This is a genomic window from Pseudomonas sp. TE12508, from assembly GCF_056279485.1.
The window spans coordinates 385,435-410,193 of record NZ_JBWCCN010000002.1 but is presented as its reverse complement, the minus strand read 5'-3'; the positions used below and the strand labels follow the sequence as shown (position 1 = coordinate 410,193).

Genomic DNA, 24,759 nt, shown 5'->3' with positions numbered 1-24,759 from the left:
AACGCCGGGCTTTTTTATCGCCGGATCAATCAGGCATCCAGCTCGGCCCAGCGCTCGACCATCACGTCGAGCTCAGCCTGCAACTGCTCCAGCTGAGCGATCACTGCAGCTGTCTCGGCAGCAGGGCGCTGATAGAAACCGGCATCCGCCATCTGCGCTTCAACCACCGCGATCTGCTGCTCCATGGCTTCGATCTGACTCGGCAACATTTCCAGCTCACGTTGCAACTTGTAGCTGAGCTTCTTCTTTGCCACCGGCGCCTCTACTGCCGCAGCGACTGGCACTGGTTCAGCAGTGACGACAGCCGAGTTCAGGTCGGCCTTGCCGGACTTGCTCTCGGTCACGCCCAACAGGCGCGGCGAGCCGCCCTGACGCAGCCAGTCCTGATAACCACCGACGTATTCGCGAACCTTGCCTTCGCCTTCGAAGACCAAGGTGCTGGTGACCACGTTGTCGAGGAATGCCCGGTCGTGACTGACCATCAGCACGGTGCCGTTGAAGGTCAGCAAGACCTCTTCCAGCAGTTCGAGGGTTTCCACATCCAGGTCGTTGGTCGGTTCGTCGAGTACCAGCAGGTTCGCCGGCTTGCTGAACAGTTTGGCCAGCAACAGACGGGCACGCTCACCACCGGACAGCGCCTTGACCGGCGTGCGGGCACGCTGCGGGCTGAACAGGAAGTCGCCGAGGTAGCTCAGCACATGGCGGCTCTGACCATCGATATCGATAAAGTCGCGACCTTCGGCCACGTTGTCGATCACGGTCTTTTCCAGGTCCAGCTGATGGCGCAACTGGTCGAAGTAGGCCACGTCGATGCGCGTCCCCTCTTCCACCTTGCCGCTGGTCGGTTGCAGACCGCTGAGCATCAGTTTCAGCAGCGTGGTCTTGCCGGTACCGTTGGCGCCAAGCAGACCGATACGGTCGCCGCGCGTCAGGACCATCGAGAAATCCTTGATCAGGAACGGGCCACCCGGGTGAGCGAAGCTCACGTTCTCGAGGACCATCACCTGCTTGCCGGACTTGTCAGCAGTGTCCAGCTGAATGTTGGCCTTGCCGGTGCGCTCACGACGCTCGCTGCGCTCAACACGCAAGGCTTTCAGGGCGCGGACACGGCCTTCGTTACGGGTGCGGCGAGCCTTGATGCCTTGGCGGATCCAGACTTCTTCCTGGGCCAGCTTCTTGTCGAACAGCGCGTTGGCGGTTTCTTCAGCAGCCAGAGTCGCCTCTTTGTGCACGAGGAAACTGGCGTAGTCGCCGTTCCAGTCGATCAGGCCACCGCGATCCAGTTCCAGAATGCGGGTCGCAAGGTTCTGCAGGAATGAACGGTCGTGCGTGATGAACAGCACGGCGCCCTGGAAGTCCTTCAGCGCTTCTTCGAGCCAGGCAATGGCGCCGATGTCCAGGTGGTTGGTCGGTTCGTCGAGCAACAGCAGATCCGGTTCGGAAACCAGGGCCTGCGCCAGCAGGACGCGGCGACGCCAACCGCCGGACAATTCGGCGAGGGTCTTGTCGGCCGGCAGTTGCAAGCGGCTCAAGGTGCTGTCGACCAGTTGTTGCAAACGCCAGCCATCGCGGGCCTCGAGGTCGTGCTGGACGTGCATCAGTTTGTCCAGGTCGGCGTCGGTGACGATGTTCTGGCTCAGGTGGTGATACTGCGCGAGCAGCTCGCCGACACCGTCCAGGCCTTCGGCAACCACGTCGAACACGGTCCGCTCGTCGGCTACCGGCAATTCTTGCGGCAATTCGCCAATTTTCAGGCCAGGTGCGCGCCAAACAGAGCCTTCATCGGGCTTCTGGTCGCCCTTGACGAGCTTCATCATGCTGGACTTGCCAGTGCCGTTGCGGCCGATGATGCACACCCGCTCACCACGGGCGATCTGCCAGGACACCTTGTCCAACAACGGCATAGCGCCGAAAGCAAGGGACACATCGCTGAATTTGAGCAGGGTCATGAGCTTCTCCAAAAACCGGGCGCGCATTCTACCTGACTTGAGGCTTCAGAAGGCCGGCAATTTCAATGTCGAAGCACTCTGCACAACAATTGTTGCGAACTTGTGCCGACAGCTCGGCAAAGCTTTCGCCCACTGCTGGCAAAAGGCTAAGCTACAGATAATTCAGTGCCGCTCTCGCCGGCACTTGTCATGATTTCTCTGCCCGGACGTCTCATGCGCAGTCGCCTTTTCAATCTTTTTTCGTGTTTGCTTCTTACAGCCGCTGCCGCTCAATCCGCCCAGGCGGTGGACCTGTCCACCCAACGCCAGTATTACGATGAAGCCAAGCGAGCCTTGGCCAAAGGCGATTCCGGCCCTTATTTCCGTTACAGCCAGGCTCTGAGCGATTATCCGCTGGAGCCGTATCTGGCTTATGACGAATTGACCGCGCGCCTGAAAACCGCGAGCAACGCCGAAATCGAGAAATTCCTCGCCGAACACGGTGACCTGCCCCAAGCCAACTGGATGAAGTTGCGCTGGCTGCGCTGGCTGACCGAACGCGGCGATTGGGCAACTTTCGTTAAATATTATGACCCCAAGCTCAATTTCACCGAACTGGACTGCCTGAACGCGCAGTATCAGATCAGCCATAACCGCAAGGCTGAAGGCTACGCCAACGCCGATAAACTCTGGCTGACCGGCAAAACCCAACCCGACGCTTGCGATGCTGTGTTCGGCATGTGGGCTGCCGAGGGTCAACTGACTGAACAGAAACGCTGGGAACGCACCAAGCTCGCCGCCCAGGCACGCAACTATCCGCTGGCCAACAGCCTGATCAATGGCCTGACGACACTCGCCCCACGCGGTCGACTGCTGGTGGATGTGGCGCAGAATCCCGAGCTGCTCAATCAGCCGTCGCGCTTCACCCCGGCGGATGAACCGATGTCCGACATCGTCAGCCTCGGCCTGCGCCGCCTGGCCCGTCAGGATCCGGACAAGGCTATGGCACTGCTCGACGGTTACGCCAACAGCATGCATTTCTCCCGCGACGAAAAAGTCGCGATTGCCCGGGAAATCGGGCTGACCCTCGCTCGTCGTTTCGACAGCCGCGCGCTGGACGTAATGACCAAATACGACCCGGAACTGCGGGACAACACCGTTTCCGAATGGCGTTTGCGCCTGCTGTTGCGCCTGGCCCGCTGGGACGATGCCTATGAGCTGACCCGCCGCCTGCCTCAAGATCTGGCCACCACCAACCGCTGGCGTTACTGGCAGGCTCGCAGCCTGGAGCTGGCGCAGCCACAGAATCCGCAAGCGCAGACGCTTTACAAGGGCCTGGCTCGCGAGCGCGACTTCTACGGTTTCCTGGCGGCCGATCGCTCGCAATCCCCCTATTCGCTGAACAACAAACCGTTGGTGCTCAGCCAGGCGCTGATCAACAAGGTGCGTAATACCCCTGGTGTACGACGCGCCCTGGAATTCCATGCCCGCGGGCAGATCGTCGACGGTCGTCGCGAGTGGTACCACGTCAGCCGGCATTTCAGCCGTGACGAAATGGTCGCCCAGGCGAAACTGGCTTACGACCTGAAATGGTATTTCCCGGCGATCCGCACCATCAGTCAGGCGAAATACTGGGACGACCTGGATATTCGCTTCCCGATGGCCCACCGCGAAACCCTGGTCCGTGAAGCCAAGGTCCGTGGCCTGCATTCGAGTTGGGTATTCGCGATCACCCGCCAGGAAAGCGCCTTCATGGCCGATGCACGCTCCGGCGTCGGTGCTAGCGGCCTGATGCAACTGATGCCCGGTACGGCCAAGGAAACCGCACGCAAGTTCAGCATTCCCCTCGCTTCGCCACAGCAAGTGTTCGATCCGGACAAGAACATCCAGCTCGGCGCCGCCTACCTGAGCCAGGTCCACAGCCAGTTCAACGGCAACCGCGTCCTCGCCTCCGCCGCCTACAACGCCGGCCCCGGCCGCGTACGTCAATGGCTGCGTGGCGCCGATCACCTGAGCTTCGATGTGTGGGTGGAAAGCATCCCGTTCGACGAAACCCGGCAGTACGTGCAAAACGTGCTGTCGTACTCGGTGATCTACGGCCAGAAGCTCAACTCACCACAACCGTTGGTGGATTGGCATGAACGGTATTTCGACGATCAATAATCTGTAGGCGCTGTCGCAGGCTGCGATCTTTTTCCGTCGCTGTAAAAAATGCCCGTCTCTTTCAAGGCGGGCATTTTTGTTTGCAGCTCAAAGCACTCACTGATTTTCACCGGACCGGTCCCTTCGAGAGCCCGAAGCAATTTCGCTACTTGGTCGGTTACTTGATCGGTTACTTGATCGGTTACTGGGTCGATTACTGGGTCGATTACTGGGTCGCTCTTCTTTGATGGGAATCGAAAAGATCGTCCCGAACCAACAGTGTCTACGCTCGCAGATCGGTTTCGACTTTGCCGTCATTGAACTGCAACGCCGCCAGCCGTGCATACAGCGCGTTACTCGCAATCAACTCTTGATGCGTCCCCACCGCCACCAGTTTCCCTTGGTCCATCACCGCGATCCTGTCAGCGTTTTTCACCGTGGCCAGTCGATGGGCAATGACCAGCGTGGTGCGATTTTTCATCAGGCTGGGCAGGGCTTGCTGGATCAGGTGCTCGCTCTGGGCGTCGAGGGCGCTGGTGGCTTCGTCCAGCAGCAGGATCGGCGCGTCCACCAGCAGCGCTCGGGCGATGGCCAGGCGCTGGCGTTGCCCGCCGGACAAACCGAGACCCGCGTCGCCGAGGTGAGTCTGGTAGCCGTTGGGCATTTGCTCGATGAAGTCGTGGGCATAGGCGATTTTCGCGGCTTCCTGGACCTGGGCCAAAGTTGCCGTCGGGCGGCCGTAGCGAATGTTCTCTTCGATGCTGCCGAAGAACAGCGCCGGGGTTTGTGAAACCAGGGCGAAACAGCGGCGCAGGTCCAGAGGATCGAGCTGAGTCAGCGGCACACCGTCCAGCAGGATGCGTCCTTCGGCAGGGTCGTAAAAGCGTAATAGCAGGTCATACACTGTCGATTTGCCAGCACCGGACGGTCCGACCAATGCGAGTGTTTCGCCGGCGTTGATCGTCAGATTCAAACCATCGACAGCATAGCTTTGCGGACGCGACGGGTAGCAAAAGCGCACATCTTGCAGTACCAGATCGCCCTTCACCCGCTCAGGCAAAGTCACCAGGCCCTGGGTCGGTGGCTGGATGATGTTTTCCGAACGCAATAACTCGGCAATCCGCTCCGCCGCCCCCGCTGCTCGCTGCAGTTCACCGATCACTTCACTCAACGTGCCGAAGGCACCGCCGACGATCAGGCTGTAAAAGACGAACGCCGCCAGCTCACCCGCGGAAATCCGCCCGGCGATGACATCCATGCCGCCGACCCAGAGCATCACCCCGACGGCGCCCAACACCAGCAGGATCACCAGGGTAATCAACCAGGCTCGCTGGAAGATGCGCTTGCGGGCAGTGTTGAAAGCCTCTTCCACGGTCGTGGCAAAACGCTGCTCGTCCTGAACCTGATGGTTGTAGGCCTGCACGGTTTTGATCTGACTCAGTGTTTCAGAGACATAGCTGCCGATATCGGCAATCCGGTCCTGGCTCAGACGCGACAGGGTGCGCACCCGGCGACCAAAAATCAGGATGGGCGCGACCACCAGCGGCAACGCGACCACCACGATGCTGGTGAGTTTGGGGTTGGTGATAAACAGCAAGACAATCCCGCCGATCACCATCAGCCCGTTACGCAGGAACAGCGACAGCGAAGAGCCGATTACCGATTGCAGCAGCGTGGTGTCGGCAGTCAGCCGCGACTGGATCTCGGAGCTGCGGTTGTCTTCATAGAACCCCGGATGCAGGTAGACCAGATGGTTGAACACCCGTCGGCGGATGTCCGCAACGACGCGCTCGCCGATCCACGACACCAGGTAAAACCGCGCAAAGGTGCCAATCGCCAGACCGACCACCAGCAGCATGAACACGCCGATGGATCGGTTGAGCAAATGCGGCGACTGGGTCATGAAGCCCTGATCCACCAGCAGGCGAATCCCCTGCCCCATGGACAAGGTGATGCCGGCCGTAACAATCAATGCCAGCAAAGCGCCGAAGGCCGGCCAGCGATAAGGCGCGAGGAAACGGCTGGCCAGACGAATGGCGCGGCGGTGACGGGAAGAGAGCATGAAGATCATCCGATGGCGCAACCAATGGCTTTAACTCGACCAAGCCTACACCGCCCAACGGGATTGAACGCGGTAAATCATAATGAGTCAGGTTAATTATGACCGCCAAGACTAGTGGCTAGAGATTATTGGTCTAAAGTCCGGGTGGAAACGTCCGGGTATTTCTGATGGACTGAAGATGCCGACCTGAAAGATCGCAGGGAGTTGTCACAGCCCGGTCACCTGGCGGTTCTACAGTAAGCACACAACCTGATGAGGAGACAGGCCATGTCCTTGCAAAACAGCAGCGAAGACAAGATTCCAGTGATCCGCACGCAGCCAGACCAGTCTCTGGGTTGCTCGATTATTGATAAGGATGGGCACGAAGTACCGATCACTGAAAACATGATCCAGGACGCTTGCCGCGAACTGGAAAAGCGATTGGTCAAGCCTGCCGAACAAGAGTGATATAGCCACCGTCTTCTTGACCCGGCTCTTTTAGCCGGGTTTTTTATGGGTGCCTTTTGAGGGTGCTGCGCGCCCTATCGCGGGCAAGCCCGCTCCCACAGGATTACCGCGATTGCAAAATTGACGCATGACCTGTGGGAGCGTGGCTTGCCCGCGATAAGGCCAACGCGGTACTCAGACAGCCGAAGCCCCCAACGCCGCCACGATCCGCTGCAACGCCGGCGAGTCCCCCTCGACCCGCACGCTCAACCCATCGATCTCACGCCGCAGCGGATAATGTTTGCGCAAGGCATCAAACGCCGCACGCTGCTCGCTCACATTACCTACAAGGCTGCGACGGAAATTCGCATCGTCACGGCGTGGGTCGTACACGCCACGGCACAACATCGCCAGCGCCCAGGCCGGATCGCTGTCGGCGTTCAACGTCACCGCCGACAACCACGGTGCTGGCAGCAAATCGTTCAGGCTGACCTGTTCCGGTTGCCCAAGGAACTCACAAAGCGCCTGATAGATCTGCGCCGTCCCGCGCTGTCTGCCGTCGAGGCTGTAACCGGCAATGTGTGGCGTCGCTAGCACACACAACTCGGCCAGTGCCACATCGACCTCAGGTTCCCCCTCCCAGACATCCAGCACCGCTTGCAGGTCTTCACGTTCCAACAGCACCTGGCGCAGAGCGGCATTGTCGATGACCGGGCCACGACTGGCGTTGATCAGCCAGGTGCCGGGCTTGAGTTGGTTCAAGCGGTTTTTATCGAACAGATGCCAGGTCGACTGAGGGCCTTGCTTGTCTAGCGGAGTGTGCAGACTGATGACGTCGCATTGCTCGATGATCTGCTCGAGGCTGACGTAATCACCCCCTTCGGCCGCTTGCCTTGGGGGATCGCAGACCAGCACGTTCCAGCCCAGACCTTGCAAAACCTTGACCAGCCGCCCGCCCACTTCACCGGCGCCGACCACACCGTAGGTGCGTTGAGTCAGGTCGGCACCTTCGATTTCGGCCAGGGTCAGCAGGCTACCCAGCACGTAATCGACCACACCCCGGGCATTGCAGCCTGGCGCGCTGGACCAGGTAATGCCGGCCTGTTGAAAGTAATCCAGATCCAGGTGATCAGTGCCGATGGTGCAGGTGCCGACAAAGCGCACCTTGCTGCCCTCGAGCAATGCGCGGTTGACGTTGCTCACCGAGCGCACCAACAGCACATCGGCCTGCTCGACAGTGGCGCGGTCGATGGCACGTCCCGGTACCCGGCGGATTTCACCGAAACCTGCGAAGAAGGCATCGAGCAGCGGGATATTTTCGTCGGCAACAATCAGCATGGCAGGCTCCTTTGGCGGATCGGCAGTTTAGGCGTAGATGACCGTGATGGGCCAGCAGGCATTGTTCGTCTTGATGTGAAGGGCAACACGGGCCCTGTGGCGAGGGAGCTTGCTCCCGTCCGGCTGCGAAGCAGTCGTAAAGACTGATGCCGCGGTGTGCCTGAAGGAAATGGGTTGCTGATTTTGGGGCTGCTGCGCAGCCCAGCGGGAGCAAGCTCCCTCGCCACAGGAATGTCGAAACAAGCTGATTACAAATCCCTAACACAGGACTTTTCCTGACCACTGCGTCAAGGCGTAGAATGCGCCGCCTCGCGCATCAAAATCTTTTGGACGTTTCGCCTTGAATTCCGTGACTGACCGCCCCGCCGCTGTTTCCCTCAACCGCCCGGCCCGGGTTCGCCTGGAGCTGAAAAACCTGCTTGGCCTGGCGTTGCCGATCATGATCGCGCAACTGGCGACCACCGCCATGGGCTTCGTCGATGCGGTGATGGCCGGTCGTGTCGGGCCTCGAGATCTGGCGGCCGTCGCGCTGGGTAACTCGATCTGGGTGCCGGTGTTTCTGCTGATGACCGGCACACTGCTGGCCACCACCCCGAAAGTCGCCCAGCGCTTCGGCGCCGGCACGCACAGCGAGATCGGCCCGATCGTACGCCAGGCGTTGTGGCTGGCGCTGGTGGTGGGCTTGATGGCGACCGGCATGCTGTTCAGTGCCGAACCGATCCTGCATATCATGAAGGTCGATCCCGAGCTGATCGGCCCGTGCATGCAGTATCTGCACGGCATCGCCAGCGGCCTGCCTGCCGTCGCGTTCTATCACGTGCTGCGCTGCTTCAGTGACGGCCTGGGTCGCACCCGCCCGGCCATGGTCCTTGGCCTGTGCGGGCTGGCGCTGAATATCCCACTGAACTACATCTTCATCTACGGCCACTTTGGTGTGCCGGCCATGGGTGGGGTCGGCTGCGGCTGGGCCACGGCGATCGTGATGTGGGTGATGGCGTTGGGCATGGCCGGCTGGGAGCGCTGGGCGCCGGCCTATCAGTCGAGCGAATTGTTCAGCCGTTTCGACTGGCCGCAGTGGTCGGTGATCAAGCGTCTGCTGGGCATCGGCCTGCCAATCGGCATCGCGGTATTCGCCGAGTCGAGCATCTTCGCCGTAATTGCCCTGCTGATCGGCAGCCTCGGCGCCACCGTGGTCGCCGGGCACCAGATCGCGCTGAACTTCAGCTCGCTGGTGTTCATGATCCCCTACTCCCTGGGCATGGCCGTGACCGTGCGTGTCGGCCAGGCACTCGGCCGTGAGGAACCACGCGAAGCCCGCTTCGCCGCCGGTGTCGGCATGGGCACTGCCTTGGCTTATGCGTGCTTGTCGGCGAGCCTGATGCTATTGCTGCGTGAACCCATCGCTGCGATTTACACCGCCGACCCGACGGTGATTCAGGTGGCCGCGATGCTGATCGTGTATTCGGCGCTGTTCCAGTTTTCCGATGCGATCCAGGTGACGGCGGCAGGCGCATTGCGCGGCTATCAGGACACGCGGATGACGATGATCCTGACGCTGTTCGCGTACTGGGGAATCGGTTTACCGGTGGGTTACGCCTTGGGCCTGACCGACTGGCTCGGCGCGCCGAGTGGCCCGAGCGGGCTGTGGCAGGGTTTGATCGTCGGCTTGAGTTGCGCGGCGCTGATGCTGTCGATCCGCCTGACGCGCAGTGCACGCAAGCGGATCCGCATCAGTCGTTCGGCGGGTTAAGCGAGTTTCTTGCGGATCCAGTAGAGGTAGGTGCCTGCCTCTTCGTGCTGCGCGACCAGTTCGTGGTCGAGAAACACGCAAAACTTGGGAATGTCGCGACGGGTCGACGGGTCGGTGGCGATCACCTTCAGCAGGCCGCCGGGCACCAGGTCTCGGATGTGCTGGTGCAGCATCATCACCGGTTCCGGGCAATTGAGGCCGGTGGCGTCGAGGGTGCCGTCTACCGGCGTATCGATCATTTCACTCATGGTTTACTCCTGAAACTTGCCGGCATTGTCGCGCATTGCCGGGTGTCTAGTCACTGGCAGCTGATCATTCCCACGCTCTGCGTGGGAATGCATCCCGTGACGCTCTGCGTCACATCCAAAGGCGGAACGCGGAGCGTCCCCGGCGGCGTTCCCACGCAGAGCGTGGGAACGATCGGACATGGGTCCGTGTGTATCAGCGGGACTTGGGTTTCTTCACGTCCAATCGGCGCAAATGGCAGGTCACTTCTTCACGGTCGTGATACAGCTGTTTGCAGCCGATCTCAACCCGAATGCCCCGCGCCTTGAACCCGTCGGCAATACGCTCCAGCAAGCGCTTCACTTCGGCATAACGCTGTTTCATCGGCAGCTTGAGGTTGACCACCGCTTCCCGGCAATGCCCCTCGCCAATCCACTCTTCCAGCATCGCCGCGTTGCGCGCCGGTTTCTCGACGATGTCGCAGACCATCCAGTCCACCGGTTGCTTGGGCTTGAAGGTGAAACCGTCGGCCATCAAGTGCTGCACCAAACCGGTGTCCATCAGGCTTTCGGCCATCGGGCCGTTGTCGATGGCGGTCACCAACATGCCGCGATTGACCAGTTGCCAGGTCCAGCCACCGGGTGCAGCGCCGAGGTCGACACCGGTCATGTCACTGTGCAGGCGCTCGTCCCACTGGTCGCGGGGAATGAAATGGTGCCAGGCTTCTTCCAGCTTGAGGGTCGAACGGCTCGGCGCTTCACGCGGGAATTTCAGGCGTGGGATGCCCATTGGCCACATCGCCGAATTATTCGATTCCGCCAGGCCCATGAACACTTCGCGACCGCTCTTGAAGGTCAGCAGCAGCCGTGGTTTGTGGGGGTCTTCCACCAGTTTTCCGGCCGCCATCAGCGCCTTGCGCAGGTGGCCTTCGAACTTCTTGCAGAAGTTCGACAGTTCCTTGCCATCGTTGGTGTCGACCATTTCCAGCCATAGGCTGCCGCACAGCGGGAAGTCCGCCATGTGCGCAAGGATCACGCTGATGCGGTCGGTTTCCGGCAGATCGATGAAGATCCCGCGAGCCCACTGGCGCGGGAAGATCAGATCGGCGAAACGCTGGCCACGCATCAGGCGCTCGGCGCCGTCTTCTTCGGTACAGATAAATTCGGCGCAGGCGCTGGCGGTTTTGGCCTTGGCATAACCGGCCACGTTCAGCCGCGCGGCATGTTCGGAAATCTCGGAACAGACTTCGCTTTCGAAGCCCGGCCGGCAATGCATAAAGAGGGTGTTCATTCTTACTCCTGGGCAGTTGGCGAAGAATTCAGCCACTGCGCGATGCCCAGACTTGCGTTGAAGCAAAGCCTGTCACGAAAACCGGCGCATGATAGCCGAGATCGGAACCTTGGACTTGTCCTTAGGGTCCAGTTATTAGCCTTAATGTCTAAACGGGGCTAGGTTAAAAGCTCTGCCCGCCCCTCAGTCCGTAGCCGTGCGGATTTAAAGGAGTCATTTCAATGCCGTCCCTCGATAGCCTGAAAACCCTTAAAACCTTACAAGTCGACGACAAGACCTATCACTATTTCAGCCTGCCCGAAGCCGCCAAAAGCCTGGGTGATCTGAACAAGCTGCCGATGTCGTTGAAAGTGTTGCTGGAAAACCTGCTGCGCTGGGAGGACGAGAAAACCGTCACTGGCGCTGATCTCAAGGCGATTGCCGCCTGGCTGAAGGAGCGCCGCTCCGATCGCGAAATTCAGTACCGGCCCGCGCGGGTATTGATGCAGGACTTTACCGGCGTCCCCGCCGTGGTCGACCTGGCCGCCATGCGCGCGGCCATGGCCAAGGCCGGTGGCGACCCGCAGCGAATCAATCCGCTGTCGCCGGTGGACCTGGTGATCGACCACTCGGTGATGGTCGACAAATACGCAAGTGCAAGCGCCTTCGGACAAAACGTCGACATTGAAATGCAGCGCAACCACGAGCGTTATGCCTTCCTGCGCTGGGGTCAGAGCGCCTTTAACAATTTCAGCGTGGTGCCACCGGGCACCGGCATTTGCCACCAGGTCAACCTCGAGTATCTGGGCCGCACGGTCTGGACCAAGGACGAGGACGGGCGCACCTATGCCTTCCCGGACACTTTGGTTGGCACCGACTCCCACACCACCATGATCAATGGCCTCGGCGTGCTCGGCTGGGGCGTCGGCGGGATCGAAGCGGAAGCAGCGATGCTCGGCCAACCGGTGTCGATGCTGATTCCGGAAGTGATCGGTTTCAAGCTCACCGGCAAGCTCAAGGAAGGCATTACCGCCACCGACCTGGTGCTGACGGTCACCCAGATGCTGCGCAAGAAAGGTGTGGTGGGGAAATTTGTCGAGTTCTACGGCGACGGCCTCGCCGACCTGCCGCTGGCCGATCGCGCGACCATCGCCAACATGGCTCCGGAATATGGCGCCACCTGCGGTTTCTTCCCGGTGGACGAGGTGACACTGGAATACTTGCGCCTGTCCGGCCGCACCCCGCAAACCGTGAAACTGGTGGAGGCCTATTGCAAGACCCAGGGCCTGTGGCGCCTGCCCGGCAAGGAGCCGGTGTTCACCGACAGCCTGGCCCTGGACATGGGCAGCGTCGAAGCCAGCCTCGCCGGGCCAAAGCGCCCGCAAGACCGCGTCTCGTTGCCGAATGTCGCGCAAGCGTTCACTGACTTTCTCGGCCTGCAATTCAAACCGCCCAGCAAGGAAGAAGGTCGCCTCGAAAGTGAGGGTGGCGGTGGCGTCGCGGTGGGTAACGCCGATCTGATCGGCGAAGCGGATTACCACCACGAAGGGAGTACTTATCGGCTGAAAAACGGTGCAGTGGTGATCGCCGCCATCACGTCCTGCACCAACACCTCCAATCCCAGCGTGATGATGGCGGCCGGGCTGGTGGCAAAAAAAGCCGTGGAGAAAGGCCTGAAGCGCAAGCCATGGGTCAAGAGTTCGCTGGCTCCCGGTTCGAAAGTGGTCACCGACTACTACAAGGCAGCGGGCCTGACCCAATACCTTGATGAGCTCGGTTTTGCGCTAGTTGGTTATGGCTGCACCACCTGCATCGGTAACTCCGGACCGTTGCCGGAGCCGATCGAAAAAGCCATTCAGAAAGCCGACCTGACCGTCGCCTCGGTGCTCTCGGGCAACCGCAACTTTGAAGGTCGCGTGCATCCGCTGGTGAAAACCAACTGGCTGGCCTCCCCGCCTCTGGTCGTCGCCTATGCATTGGCTGGCACGGTGCGCATCGATATCAGCAGCGAGTCATTGGGTAACGACAAGGACGGCCAGCCGGTTTATCTGCGAGACATTTGGCCGAGCACTAAAGAAATCGCCGACGCGGTAACTCAGGTAAACACCGCGATGTTCCACAAGGAGTACGCCGAAGTGTTTGCCGGCGACGAACAGTGGCAGGCGATCGAAGTGCCGCAGGCGGCGACTTATGTCTGGGACAACGATTCGACGTATATCCAGCATCCGCCATTCTTCGATGACATCGGCGGCCCTGCGCCGGTGGTCAAGGACGTCGAAGGGGCGAGAGTCCTGGCGCTGCTCGGCGATTCGGTGACCACCGACCACATCTCCCCGGCCGGCAACATCAAGGCTGACAGCCCTGCCGGCCATTACTTGCGCGAGCAAGGGGTGGAACCGCGGGACTTCAACTCCTACGGCTCCCGTCGCGGCAACCATCAAGTGATGATGCGCGGTACCTTCGCCAATATCCGGATTCGCAACGAGATGCTCGGCGGCGAAGAAGGCGGCAACACGATTTATATTCCGACCGGAGAAAAGCTGCCCATCTACGACGCAGCCATGCGTTACCAGGCGTCAGGCACGCCGTTGGTGGTGATCGCCGGGCAAGAATATGGCACCGGCTCGAGCCGTGACTGGGCGGCCAAGGGCACCAATCTGCTGGGCGTGAAAGCAGTTATCGCCGAGAGCTTCGAGCGAATTCACCGTTCCAACCTGGTCGGCATGGGCGTGTTGCCGTTGCAGTTCAAGCTGGATCAGAACCGCAAGAGCCTGAACCTCACCGGCAAGGAAACCGTGGACATCCTTGGTCTGACCGGCGTCGAACTGACTCCACGGATGAACCTGACCCTGGTTGTCTCCCGTGAAGACGGCAGCAAGGAAAAGATTGAGGTGTTGTGCCGGATCGATACCCTCAACGAAGTGGAATACTTCAAGGCCGGCGGGATTTTGCATTATGTGTTGCGGCAATTGATTGCCTCGTAACAGCCTGCTGACAACGACACCGCCTTCGGGCGGTGTTTTTGTTTGCGCGGTGTACGTCTCTATAATCGCGCGCCCATTTGTTTTGTGTCGATCACAGGACAAATGGGCGCGCCTGTGGCGAGGGGGCTTGCCCCCGTTGGGCTGCGAAGCAGTCCCAAAATCTCTGATATACCAAAGATTTTGTGAGTGCTACGCACTCAAACGGGGGCAAGCCCCCTCGCCACAGGCCGCTCCCACAGGGAATGAGGCAATCCGCAAAATTTCGGACACAAGGACTTCAAATGATCGCTCTGCCATGGACTTATCTGGCACTTCTCTCCATTGGCTACGGCCTGGCGTTGATCTACGGCCATCTCGGTTGGCTGTCCGCTATCTCTTTTGCGTTGCTGCTGTTCGCCGGTTTCGCCGTTCGCCAGCAACAGGTTCCCGTAGGCCGCTACCTCGGCCACGGCCTGTTCATCTTCCTGGCGGTAGCGCTGGCAATGCACTGGCTTCCCGGTTTCTTCAACGGTCGCGCGATTGATCCCCAGCGTTTCACCGGCGATGCCGTGCCGTTTGCGATGTACCTGAATCAGGACAAACCGCTGATCGGCTTCTGGCTGTTGCTGATTTGCCCATGGATTGTCGGCCGGCGCTCGTTGCGGCTGTCCGTTTATGCCACCGCCCTCGCCCTGATCGTAAGCGCCGTGCTGGCCTTGGGCGGCGCGCTGTTGCTGGGCGTGATCAGTTGGGCACCGAAGTGGCCGGATCAGGCCTGGTTGTGGGTACTGAACAATCTGTTGCTGGTGACGCTGGTGGAAGAAGCGCTGTTTCGCGGCTACATCCAGGGCGGTCTGAGCCGGCAGTTCAAACACCTGCCTTACGGCGACAACCTCGCGTTATTGCTCGCCTCAATGCTGTTCGGCCTCGTGCATCTGGGCGCTGGCTGGCAATGGGTGTTGTTGGCGGGCCTGGCGGGGGTCGGTTATGGCCTGGCTTACCGTTTCGGCGGGTTGGGCGCGGCCATCGCCACCCACTTTGGTTTGAATCTGCTGCATTTCGGGCTGTTCACTTATCCGATGCTCGCTGGCTGACGCAATGGTCGTTTTGCGACGCGTCACTGATTTATGAAAAAAACATTTCAATAAATGCCTGACGATGCCGAGAACCTTTCAAAGCCTTGCGGATTGAAAAAGCCATGCGTAACAACCAGCCCATTACCCAACGCGAACGGACCTTCCCGGCTCAGCAACGGTTGATTTCCACCACCGATGCCAAGGGCGTGATCACCTACTGCAACGACGCTTTCGTCGAAATCAGCGGGTTTTCTCGTGAGGAACTGCTCCGTGCGCCGCATAACCTGGTCCGTCACCCCGACGTCCCGGCTGCGGTGTTCGCGCACATGTGGGGCACACTGAAACAAGGCTTGCCATGGATGGGCATTGTCAAGAATCGCTGCAAGACCGGTGACCACTACTGGGTTAACGCCTATGTCACACCGGTGTTCGACGGCAATCAGCTGGTCGGTTACGAGTCGGTGCGGGTCAAACCCACCGCCGAGCAGATCCGCCGCGCCGAAGCGCTCTACCAACGCATAAACCAGGGCAAGTCAGCCATTCCTCAAAGCGACAAATGGCTGCCGGTACTTCAGGACTGGCTGCCGTTCATTCTGGTCAGCCAGTTGAGCTTCATGATCGGCGCCACCCTGACGTCCCAATGGGGCTTCGCCCTCGCCGCCGGCCTTTCGGTGCCGTTGGGCTTGATGGGTTTGAGCTGGCAACAGCGCGGTATCAAGCGTTTGCTGCGCCTGGCCGAGCAGACCACGTCCGACCCCCTGATCGCGCAGATGTATACCGACAGCCGTGGCGCCCAGGCACGTTTGGAGATGTCGATCCTCAGCCAGGAAGCACGCCTGAAAACCTGCCTGACCCGCCTGCAGGACACCGCCGAACACCTGACCGAGCAAGCGAAACAGTCTGACACCCTGGCCCACAACAGCTCCACCGGCCTGGAACGTCAACGCGTGGAAACCGAGCAAGTGGCGACCGCTGTGAATCAGATGGCCGCCACCACTCAGGAAGTCGCCAGCCACGTGCAGCGCACCGCCGACGCCACTCAGGAAGCCAATCGCCTGACCGGTCGCGGTCGCGACATCGCCGGGGAAACCCGCGAAGCCATTCAGCGCCTGTCGGTGGTGGTCGGTGAAACCGGCCTGACGGTCACGCAACTGGCCAAGGACAGCGACGAAATCGGCGGCGTGGTCGATGTGATCAAAGGCATCGCCGACCAGACCAACCTGCTGGCCTTGAACGCTGCGATTGAAGCCGCGCGTGCCGGCGAGATGGGCCGTGGTTTTGCGGTGGTGGCCGACGAAGTGCGTCAACTGGCGCAACGCACCAGCGAATCCACCGGGCAAATCCACGCCCTGATCGCCAAGCTGCAACAAACCGCCAGCACCGCGGTGCAAACCATGGAAACCGGGCATCGCCAGGCCGAAGAAGGTGTGGCGCGGGTATTGGAAGCGGATCAGGCGCTGGTGGGCATCAGCGAAGCGGTGGCCAACATCACCGACATGACCACCCAGATTGCTGCCGCCACCGAAGAGCAAAGCGCCGTCGCCGAAGAAATCAGCCGCAACATCAGCAACATCTCGCAACTGGCTGACCAGACCTCGGAACAGGCACAGCACTCGGCGCTGTTGAGCGAAGAACTGACCAAGACCGCGAATACCCAGTATTCGTTGGTGGAGCGGTTTAATCGCTGATAGTGCCTCGCCTGATCCTGATCGTTCCCACGCTCTGCGTGGGAATGCAGCCCGGGACGCTCCGCGTCCCAGAAGCGGACGCAGAGCGTCCGTTGAGGCATTCCCACGCGGAGCGTGGGAACGATCGCTTAGCGTAGGAAATCAGCCACCTTCCCCGCCGCAGCCGCCAAATGCTGCTCATGAGTAAACCCGGAAGCCTTCAACGGCTTCAAATCATGATCCGCTGCCTCCAGCCAGAACACCTCGATACCCGGCGCCAACTCATACCCTTCGACCGCAGCCCGATTACCCAGCGCATCCCGCTCACCCTGCACAATCAACGTGCGAGTCTTCAGCGCCGCCAAATGCTCGACCCGCGGTTTTTCCGGTTTGCCGACGGCGTAAAACGGGTACCCCAGGCACACCAGCGCATCCGCTCCCAACTCATCGGCCAACAAACTCGCCATCCGCCCGCCCATGGACTTGCCGCCAATGGCCAGGCGCCCAGCGACATGGCGTCGCACCACCGCATACACCTCACGCCAGCAATCCTGCAATTTGGGCGCAGGGTTGGGGGGACGTTTACCGCCATCGATACGCCGCTGCGCCATGTAGGGAAACTCGAAACGCAACACGTTGACCCCATGCGCGGCAAGGCGCTCAGCCATGTCGCTCATCCAGCCACTGTCCATCGGCGCACCGGCACCGTGAGCGAGAATCAGCGTCGCCGAGGCCTTGCCTGCGGCGGCATTCCACAGCCATCCATGATCCCGCACACACTGCGCCCATTGATCCCCGTCAATACTGGCCTTGTGCTCTTTGTCCATGCTTGCCTCGCTTTTAGTCTGCCTATAACTCCAGGCGAAGGGAGCGTTGCCTTGCGGCTTACTCGCAAAGGCAGGCTCTCACTTCGGCTGAACCGTGGATGGGGAACCATGAACACTTCTATCAGTACCGCCTACAACTACAAGGTGGTCCGCCAATTCGCCATTATGACGGTGGTGTGGGGCATCGTCGGCATGGGGCTCGGGGTTTTTCTCGCTGCCCAGTTGGTCTGGCCCGAACTCAACTTCAACCTGCCGTGGACCAGCTTCGGCCGCCTGCGCCCGCTGCATACCAACGCGGTGATCTTCGCTTTCGGCGGTTGCGCCCTGTTCGCCAGTTCGTTCTATTCGGTACAACGCACCTGCCAGACCCGATTGTTCGCGCCGAAGATCGCCGCGTTCTGCTTCTGGGGCTGGCAACTGGTGATCCTGCTGGCGGCCATCAGCCTGCCACTGGGTTACACCAGTTCCAAGGAATACGCCGAGCTGGAATGGCCGATCGACATCCTGATCACCATCGTCTGGGTTGCTTATGCCGTGGTGTTCTTCGGCACGATCATGCAGCGCAAGACCAAACACATCTATGTCGGTAACTGGTTCTTCGGTGGCTTCATCATCACCGTGGCGATCCTGCACATCGTCAACAACCTGGAATTGCCAGTGAGTTTCACCAAGTCCTACTCGCTGTACGCCGGTGCGACCGATGCCATGGTGCAGTGGTGGTACGGACACAACGCCGTAGGCTTTTTCCTCACCGCCGGTTTCCTCGGGATGATGTACTACTTCGTGCCGAAACAGGCCGAGCGTCCGGTGTATTCCTATCGCTTGTCGATCGTGCACTTCTGGGCGCTGATCACCCTGTACATCTGGGCCGGCCCACACCACTTGCACTACACCGCGCTGCCGGACTGGGCGCAGTCGTTGGGAATGGTGATGTCGCTGATCCTGTTGGCGCCGAGCTGGGGCGGGATGATCAACGGCATGATGACCCTCTCGGGCGCCTGGCATAAGTTGCGCAGCGACCCGATCCTGCGTTTCCTCGTGGTGTCGCTGGCGTTCTACGGCATGTCGACCTTCGAAGGGCCGATGATGGCGATCAAAACAGTGAACGCCCTCTCCCACTACACCGACTGGACCATCGGCCACGTTCATGCCGGCGCGCTCGGCTGGGTGGCGATGATTTCCATCGGTGCGCTGTACCACATGATTCCGAAAATCTTCGGCCGCACACAGATGCACAGCATCGGCCTGATCAACGCGCACTTCTGGCTCGCGACCATCGGCACCGTGCTGTACATCGCGTCGATGTGGGTCAACGGCATCGCCCAGGGCCTGATGTGGCGCGCCGTCAACGAGGACGGCACGCTGACCTATTCCTTCGTCGAAACCCTGGTGGCCAGCCACCCAGGCTTCGTCGTGCGACTGGTGGGCGGTGCGATCTTCCTCAGTGGCATGTTCCTGATGGCTTACAACACCTGGCGCACGGTGCGGGCCTCGCAGCCTGCCGAAGTCGCCGCTGCCGCGCAGATAGCCTGAGGAGTCCGCCATGAAACACGAAACAATCGAGAAAAACGTCGGCCTGCTGATGTTGCTGATGGTGTTCGCCGTGAGCATCGGCGGCCTGACCCAGATCGTCCCGCTGTTCTTTCAGGACGTGACCAATAAACCGGTGGAAGGCATGAAGCCCTACACCGCGCTGCAACTGGAAGGTCGCGACATTTACATCCGCGAAGGCTGCGTCGGTTGCCACTCGCAGATGATCCGCCCGTTCCGCGCCGAGACCGAGCGCTATGGGCATTACTCGGTGGCCGGTGAAAGCGTGTGGGATCACCCGTTCCTGTGGGGCTCCAAGCGCACCGGGCCGGACCTGGCACGCGTTGGCGGTCGCTACTCCGAAGACTGGCACCGCGCGCACTTGTACAACCCGCGCAACGTGGTGCCGGAGTCGAAGATGCCGGCCTATCCATGGCTGGTGGCCAATCAGGTCGACAGCAGCCACACCGAAACCAAGATCCGCGCCATGCGCACCCTCGGCGTACCGTACACCGATGAAGACATCGCAGGCTCAGTGGCTTCGCTCAAGGGCAAGACCGAAATGGACGCGCTGGTCGCTTACCTGCAAGTGCTCGGCACATCCATCAAGAGCAGGAGGTGAGCCATGGCCATGCCCTTTGAAATCGTAAGCGTAATGAGCAGTGGAATGATCCGCGGCCTGGGCACGGTCGTGGTGTTCGTGGCCTTCGTCGGCCTGACGCTGTGGGTGTTCAACCGCAAGCGCAATCCGGAATTCGCCGAAGCACGCCTGCTGCCGTTCGCCGACGAGCCGCATCCCGACAACGCCAACACTCAAGAATCTGCAACAACAAGGAGTACCCGGCCATGACCACCTTCTGGAGTACGTGGATCTGCGTACTGACCATCGGCAGCCTGATCGGCCTGACCTGGCTGCTGATCGGTACCCGCAAGGGCGAAACCAAGGGCAGCGTCGACCAGACCATGGGCCACAGCTTCGACGGCATCGAGGAGTACGACAATCCGCTGCCGCAGTGGTGGTTCATGCTGTTCGCCGGCACGTTGGTGTTTGCCGTCGGTTATCTGGTGCTTTACCCGGGCCTGGGCAACTGGAAAGGCATATTGCCCGGTTATGAGGACGGCTGGACCGGTGTCCACGAATGGGAAAAGGAGATGAACAAGGCTGACGCGAAGTTCGGGCCGATCTTCGCCAAATTCTCTGCCATGCCCATCGAAGAAGTGGCCAAGGACCCGCTAGCCCTGAAAATGGGTGGTCGTCTGTTTGCGTCCAATTGCTCGGTGTGCCACGGCTCGGATGCCAAGGGCGCATTTGGTTTCCCTAACCTGGCGGACAACAACTGGCGCTGGGGCGGCGATGCCGAAATGATCAAAACGACTATCATGGGCGGTCGCATGGCCGCGATGCCGGCCTGGGGAGAAATCCTCGGTGACGCCGGCGTGAAGAACGTCGCCGCTTATGTGCGTCACGAACTGGCCGGTCTGCCCTTGCCTGAAGGCAGCACAGCCGATCTGCACGCTGGACAGCAAGCGTTCAGCACCACCTGCGTAGCCTGTCATGGGGCAAATGGCCAGGGCACTGAAGCCATGGGGGCGCCGAAGCTGACGCAACCGGCCGGATTTATCTACGGTACAAGCCTGGCGCAGCTTGAACAAACCATTCGCCATGGCCGTCAGGGCCATATGCCGGCGCAGAACGAACTGCTCGGTAACGACAAGGTGCAACTGCTGGCCGCTTACGTGTATAGCCTGTCTCAAGGCCTGAGCACCGAGCGTTTACAGGCTGAAGGCAAAAGCGAATAAATCTCGTCCGCGCAACGCCGCATTCACCCGGATGCGGCAGTTCCCTGCCCCTTTGCGACGCATTGTCGCACCCTCCCTTGGTCTTCCTTTCGGTTCGCCGGATTCGGGTCTAAGCTCCTTGCGATGCGGACTGGCCAGCACCGGTTCCAGGTCGATTCAACCCGATGTGTTCGACGAATTTGCTCGATGACAGGCCGCAAAGGCTGGTAGACACCGGCTATCGTCCCCGTTGCCCTCTGTTACCCGATCGTCGTGTTTGAACATACCCCGTTACAACTGACCTGAACCCCTCGCCTCTTTGATCCGTTGCGACATTTTGCCCGAGGGCAATTTTGTCCTTACGCGGCGCATGGAAAGGCCGCAGAATCAGCTTTTGAAAGCATTGACCTACGTCATGGCGCGTTGCAATGACCCCCCGCTTTCTACATACTTGCGGCCGATTTTTACTCCTAATAAAACACCCAAACCGTGGAACCTTAGAATGAGCACAGCAATCAGTCCGACTGCTTATAACTATAAGGTAGTCCGCCAGTTCGCCATCATGACGGTGGTCTGGGGGATCCTTGGCATGGGGCTCGGTGTCTTCATCGCCTCGCAACTGGTCTGGCCGGAGTTGAACTTCGGTCTGGCATGGACGAGCTTTGGACGCCTGCGCCCGCTGCACACCAACCTGGTGATTTTCGCCTTCGGTGGGTGCGCTCTGTTTGCCACTTCCTATTACGTCGTGCAGCGAACCTGCCAAACGCGACTGATTTCCGACAGCCTCGCGGCCTTCACCTTCTGGGGTTGGCAAGCGGTGATAGTCGGCGCGATCGTTACCTTGCCGATGGGTTTCACGACCACCAAGGAATACGCGGAACTTGAATGGCCTCTGGCTATTCTGCTGGCCATCGTCTGGGTCACCTACGGTCTGGTGTTCTTCGGCACCATCGTCAAGCGCAAGACCAAGCACATCTATGTCGGTAACTGGTTCTACGGTGCCTTCATCGTCGTGACCGCGATGCTGCACATCGTCAACCACGCGTCCCTGCCGGTCAGTTTCTTCAAGTCCTACTCGGCCTACTCGGGTGCGACTGATGCGATGATCCAGTGGTGGTACGGCCACAACGCGGTAGGTTTCTTCCTGACCACCGGCTTCCTGGGGATGATGTACTACTTCGTTCCGAAGCAGGCCGAGCGTCCGATCTACTCCTATCGTCTGTCGATCGTGCACTTCTGGGCGCTGATTACCCTGTATATCTGGGCCGGTCCGCACCACCTGCATTACACCGCATTGCCGGACTGGGCTCAGTCCCTGGGCATGGCGATGTCGATCATCCTGCTGGCACCAAGCTGGGGCGGCATGATCAACGGCATGATGACCTTGTCGGGTGCCTGGCATAAGCTGCGCACCGACCCGATCCTGCGCTTCCTCGTGGTATCGCTGGCGTTCTACGGCATGTCGACCTTCGAAGGCCCGATGATGGCCATCAAGACCGTCAACTCGCTGTCGCACTACACCGACTGGACCATCGGCCACGTACACGCCGGCGCTCTTGGCTGGGTAGCGATGATTTCGATCGGCGCGATCTACCACATGATCCCGAAACTGTTCGGTCGTACGCAGATGCACAGCATCGGCCTGATCAACACGCACTTCTGGCTCGCGACCATCGGTACCGTTCTGTACATCGCCTCGATGTGGGTCAACGGCATCACCCAAGGTCTGATGTGGCGTGCAATCAACGACGACGGCACCCTCACCTACTCGTTCGTTGAAGCGCTGCAAGCCAGCCACCCAGGTTTCATCGTTCGCGCCCTGGGCGGTGCGTTCTTTGCCAGCGGCATGCTGTTCATGGCCTACAACGTATGGCGTACCGTACGTGCCTCGAACCCGGCTGAAGCCAAAGCTGCTGAACAGATTGCTGTAGTTGGAGCTCACTGATGAAGCATGAAGCAGTCGAGAAGAATATTGGCCTGCTGGCCTTCTTCATGGTTATCGCCGTCAGCGTCGGCGGCCTGACTCAAATCGTTCCGCTGTTTTTCCAGGACGTCACCAACAAGCCGGTCGAGGGCATGAAGCCGCGTACCGCCCTTGAGCTGGAAGGCCGCGACGTGTACATCGCCAACGGTTGTGTCGGCTGCCACTCGCAGATGATCCGCCCGTTCCGTGCTGAAACCGAACGTTACGGCCACTATTCGGTCGCCGGTGAAAGCGTTTGGGACCACCCGTTCCTGTGGGGTTCCAAGCGTACCGGTCCGGACCTGGCCCGTGTCGGCGGTCGTTACTCCGATGACTGGCAGCGTGCGCACTTGTACAACCCGCGCAACGTGGTGCCTGAGTCGAAAATGCCGGCCTATCCGTTCCTCGTGGAAAACAAGCTCGACGGCAAAGACACCGCCAAGAAAATGGAAGTCTTGCGCACGCTCGGCGTCCCTTACACCGACGAAGACATCGCCGGTGCCAAGGATGCTGTGAAGGGCAAAACCGAAATGGACGCGCTGGTGGCCTATCTGCAAGGCCTGGGCACCATCATCAAAAGCAAACGGTGATTTAGATGGATATCGGGATGATTCGTGGCCTGGGCACCGTTGTTGTGATGGTGGCCTTCATCGGTCTGGCGCTGTGGGTGTTCAGCCCCAAGCGCAAGTCGGAGTTTGAAGACGCGACCTTGCTGCCTTTCGCGGATGATCCCGAAGCCATCAAGCACGTCGAGCAAGCTTCTAGGAGTAACAAAGAATGACTACGTTCTGGAGTCTGTACGTCACAGTCCTCAGTCTCGGCACCATCTTCGCCCTGACCTGGCTGCTGCTGTCCACCCGCAAGGGCCAGCGCAGCGAATCCACCGATGAAACGGTCGGCCACTCCTTCGACGGGATCGAGGAGTATGACAACCCGCTGCCGAAATGGTGGTTCATGCTGTTCGTGGGCACCATCATCTTCGCCCTCGGCTATCTGGTGCTGTACCCGGGCCTGGGTAACTGGAAAGGCCTGTTGCCGGGTTACAACTACCTGGATAACGAGAAGCAGACCGCGTTCGCCAACGGCCAGACCGGCTGGACCGGCGTTCACGAATGGGAAAAGGAAATGCTCAGGTCGGACGCCAAGTTCGGCCCGATCTTCGCCAAGTTTGCTTCCATGCCGATCGAAGAAGTCGCCAAAGACCCGCAAGCCCTGAAGATGGGTGGCCGCCTGTTCGCCTCCAACTGCTCGGTCTGCCACGGTTCCGACGCCAAAGGCGCCTACGGTTTCCCTAACCTGACCGACGCCGACTGGCGCTGGGGCGGTGATGCGCAAACCATCAAGACCACCATCATGGGCGGTCGTCATGCCGTGATGCCGGCCTGGGCTGCAGTGATCGGTGAACAAGGTGTCAGCGATGTTGCCGCTTACGTGCTGACCAACCTCGATGGCCGCAAGCTGCCGGAAGGCGCCAAGGCTGACCCGGTTGCCGGCCAGAAACTGTTCGCTGCCAACTGCGTGGCGTGCCACGGTCCCGCAGGCAAAGGTACGCCAGCGATGGGCGCACCTGACCTGACCCACCCGGCGGCGTTCATCTACGGTTCGAGCTTCGCTCAACTGCAGCAGACCATCCGTTACGGCCGTCAGGGCCAGATGCCTGCACAAGAACAGCTGCAAGGCAACGACAAGGTTCACCTGCTGGCCGCTTACGTCTACAGCCTGTCTCACGGTGAGAAAGCGCCGGAAGCGGACGCCCAGTAAGGCAGACGCTTGATCGCAACAACAAACGGCCCCGCCCATGTGAATTGGCGGGG

The 24,759-nt window shown here is 60.2% G+C and carries 20 protein-coding genes; 14 read left to right on the top strand and 6 right to left on the bottom strand.

Going from position 1 to position 24,759, the window contains the following annotated elements; genetic code table 11:
• Window positions 1–29: 29 nt before the first annotated feature.
• On the bottom strand, window positions 30–1,949 hold the full coding sequence (locus ACZ9IM_RS04130) for an ATP-binding cassette domain-containing protein (protein WP_427625559.1): 1,920 nt from the start codon (window positions 1,947–1,949) through the stop codon (window positions 30–32).
• Between the two features lie 213 nt (window positions 1,950–2,162).
• Between ACZ9IM_RS04130 and ACZ9IM_RS04125 the strand changes: the two genes are divergently transcribed.
• Window positions 2,163–4,091 carry a transglycosylase SLT domain-containing protein gene (locus ACZ9IM_RS04125; protein ID WP_476223432.1) on the top strand — a complete coding sequence of 643 codons (1,929 nt, stop codon included), beginning with the start codon at window positions 2,163–2,165 and terminating at the stop codon, window positions 4,089–4,091.
• A 262-nt stretch (window positions 4,092–4,353) separates the two neighbouring features.
• On the opposite strand, the gene ACZ9IM_RS04120 is transcribed toward ACZ9IM_RS04125, so the two are convergent.
• The gene (locus ACZ9IM_RS04120) at window positions 4,354–6,141 is read right to left on the bottom strand and encodes an ABC transporter transmembrane domain-containing protein (RefSeq protein ID WP_476223431.1); all 1,788 of its coding nucleotides are present in this window, start codon (window positions 6,139–6,141) and stop codon (window positions 4,354–4,356) included.
• A gap of 258 nt (window positions 6,142–6,399) precedes the next feature.
• Here ACZ9IM_RS04120 and ACZ9IM_RS04115 point away from each other — a divergent pair, with 258 nt between their 5' ends.
• Complete coding sequence (locus ACZ9IM_RS04115; protein ID WP_427625556.1) at window positions 6,400–6,579, top strand: PA1571 family protein; 180 nt, start codon at window positions 6,400–6,402, stop codon at window positions 6,577–6,579.
• Window positions 6,580–6,753: 174 nt separating this feature from the next.
• Here the strand turns inward: ACZ9IM_RS04115 and pdxB are convergent, their stop codons facing one another.
• Window positions 6,754–7,896, bottom strand: coding sequence for a 4-phosphoerythronate dehydrogenase PdxB (gene pdxB / locus ACZ9IM_RS04110; RefSeq protein WP_476223430.1), 1,143 nt, complete (start codon window positions 7,894–7,896; stop codon window positions 6,754–6,756).
• 340 nt (window positions 7,897–8,236) lie between these two features.
• Between pdxB and ACZ9IM_RS04105 the strand changes: the two genes are divergently transcribed.
• Entirely contained in the window at window positions 8,237–9,646 is a 1,410-nt protein-coding gene (locus ACZ9IM_RS04105; RefSeq protein ID WP_476223429.1) for an MATE family efflux transporter, read from the top strand.
• Here the strand turns inward: ACZ9IM_RS04105 and tusA are convergent.
• On the bottom strand, window positions 9,643–9,894 hold the full coding sequence (gene tusA, locus ACZ9IM_RS04100) for a sulfurtransferase TusA (RefSeq protein WP_007907805.1): 252 nt from the start codon (window positions 9,892–9,894) through the stop codon (window positions 9,643–9,645). The genes ACZ9IM_RS04105 and tusA overlap by 4 nt on opposite strands.
• Before the next feature lie 193 nt (window positions 9,895–10,087).
• Window positions 10,088–11,161 (bottom strand): 23S rRNA (cytidine(2498)-2'-O)-methyltransferase RlmM, encoded by a 1,074-nt coding sequence (rlmM, locus tag ACZ9IM_RS04095; protein WP_427625553.1) that lies wholly within the window; start codon window positions 11,159–11,161, stop codon window positions 10,088–10,090.
• 221 nt (window positions 11,162–11,382) lie between these two features.
• On the opposite strand from rlmM, the gene acnA reads away from it, so the two are divergent.
• The 3 genes from acnA (at window position 11,383) to ACZ9IM_RS04080 (ending at window position 16,867) form a co-directional block, all read left to right on the top strand.
• Complete coding sequence (gene acnA / locus ACZ9IM_RS04090; RefSeq protein ID WP_476223428.1) at window positions 11,383–14,124, top strand: aconitate hydratase AcnA; 2,742 nt, start codon at window positions 11,383–11,385, stop codon at window positions 14,122–14,124.
• A 281-nt stretch (window positions 14,125–14,405) separates the two neighbouring features.
• A complete protein-coding gene (locus ACZ9IM_RS04085) occupies window positions 14,406–15,197 on the top strand; it encodes a CPBP family intramembrane glutamic endopeptidase (RefSeq protein ID WP_427625551.1) in 792 nt (263 codons plus the stop codon).
• A 104-nt stretch (window positions 15,198–15,301) separates the two neighbouring features.
• Window positions 15,302–16,867, top strand: a complete 1,566-nt coding sequence (locus tag ACZ9IM_RS04080) for a methyl-accepting chemotaxis protein (protein WP_476223427.1) — start codon at window positions 15,302–15,304, stop codon at window positions 16,865–16,867.
• 128 nt (window positions 16,868–16,995) lie between these two features.
• On the opposite strand, the gene ACZ9IM_RS04075 is transcribed toward ACZ9IM_RS04080, so the two are convergent.
• Window positions 16,996–17,673 (bottom strand): alpha/beta family hydrolase, encoded by a 678-nt coding sequence (locus tag ACZ9IM_RS04075; RefSeq protein ID WP_476223426.1) that lies wholly within the window; start codon window positions 17,671–17,673, stop codon window positions 16,996–16,998.
• A 108-nt stretch (window positions 17,674–17,781) separates the two neighbouring features.
• Between ACZ9IM_RS04075 and ccoN (ACZ9IM_RS04070) the strand changes: the two genes are divergently transcribed.
• From ccoN (ACZ9IM_RS04070) to ccoP (ACZ9IM_RS04035), 8 genes are all read left to right on the top strand, one after another.
• Entirely contained in the window at window positions 17,782–19,206 is a 1,425-nt protein-coding gene (gene ccoN / locus ACZ9IM_RS04070) for a cytochrome-c oxidase, cbb3-type subunit I (RefSeq protein ID WP_476223425.1), read from the top strand.
• A gap of 10 nt (window positions 19,207–19,216) precedes the next feature.
• Window positions 19,217–19,825 carry a cytochrome-c oxidase, cbb3-type subunit II gene (ccoO, locus tag ACZ9IM_RS04065; protein ID WP_476223424.1) on the top strand — a complete coding sequence of 203 codons (609 nt, stop codon included), beginning with the start codon at window positions 19,217–19,219 and terminating at the stop codon, window positions 19,823–19,825.
• Between the two features lie 21 nt (window positions 19,826–19,846).
• Window positions 19,847–20,053 carry a cbb3-type cytochrome oxidase subunit 3 gene (locus tag ACZ9IM_RS04060; protein WP_427625570.1) on the top strand — a complete coding sequence of 69 codons (207 nt, stop codon included), beginning with the start codon at window positions 19,847–19,849 and terminating at the stop codon, window positions 20,051–20,053.
• The gene (gene ccoP / locus ACZ9IM_RS04055; protein WP_476223423.1) at window positions 20,050–21,003 is read left to right on the top strand and encodes a cytochrome-c oxidase, cbb3-type subunit III; all 954 of its coding nucleotides are present in this window, start codon (window positions 20,050–20,052) and stop codon (window positions 21,001–21,003) included. Before ACZ9IM_RS04060 ends, ccoP (ACZ9IM_RS04055) begins: the two co-directional genes overlap by 4 nt.
• Window positions 21,004–21,484: 481 nt before the next feature.
• Window positions 21,485–22,927 carry a cytochrome-c oxidase, cbb3-type subunit I gene (gene ccoN, locus ACZ9IM_RS04050; protein WP_007905436.1) on the top strand — a complete coding sequence of 481 codons (1,443 nt, stop codon included), beginning with the start codon at window positions 21,485–21,487 and terminating at the stop codon, window positions 22,925–22,927.
• Entirely contained in the window at window positions 22,927–23,535 is a 609-nt protein-coding gene (gene ccoO, locus ACZ9IM_RS04045; protein ID WP_007905434.1) for a cytochrome-c oxidase, cbb3-type subunit II, read from the top strand. Before ccoN (ACZ9IM_RS04050) ends, ccoO (ACZ9IM_RS04045) begins: the two co-directional genes overlap by 1 nt.
• 5 nt (window positions 23,536–23,540) lie before the next feature.
• Window positions 23,541–23,726: a CcoQ/FixQ family Cbb3-type cytochrome c oxidase assembly chaperone gene (locus tag ACZ9IM_RS04040; protein WP_003175465.1), complete on the top strand. Its 186-nt coding sequence runs from the start codon at window positions 23,541–23,543 to the stop codon at window positions 23,724–23,726.
• Window positions 23,723–24,706 carry a cytochrome-c oxidase, cbb3-type subunit III gene (ccoP, locus tag ACZ9IM_RS04035; RefSeq protein WP_008075160.1) on the top strand — a complete coding sequence of 328 codons (984 nt, stop codon included), beginning with the start codon at window positions 23,723–23,725 and terminating at the stop codon, window positions 24,704–24,706. Before ACZ9IM_RS04040 ends, ccoP (ACZ9IM_RS04035) begins: the two co-directional genes overlap by 4 nt.
• The last annotated feature ends 53 nt before the right edge of the window (window positions 24,707–24,759 follow it).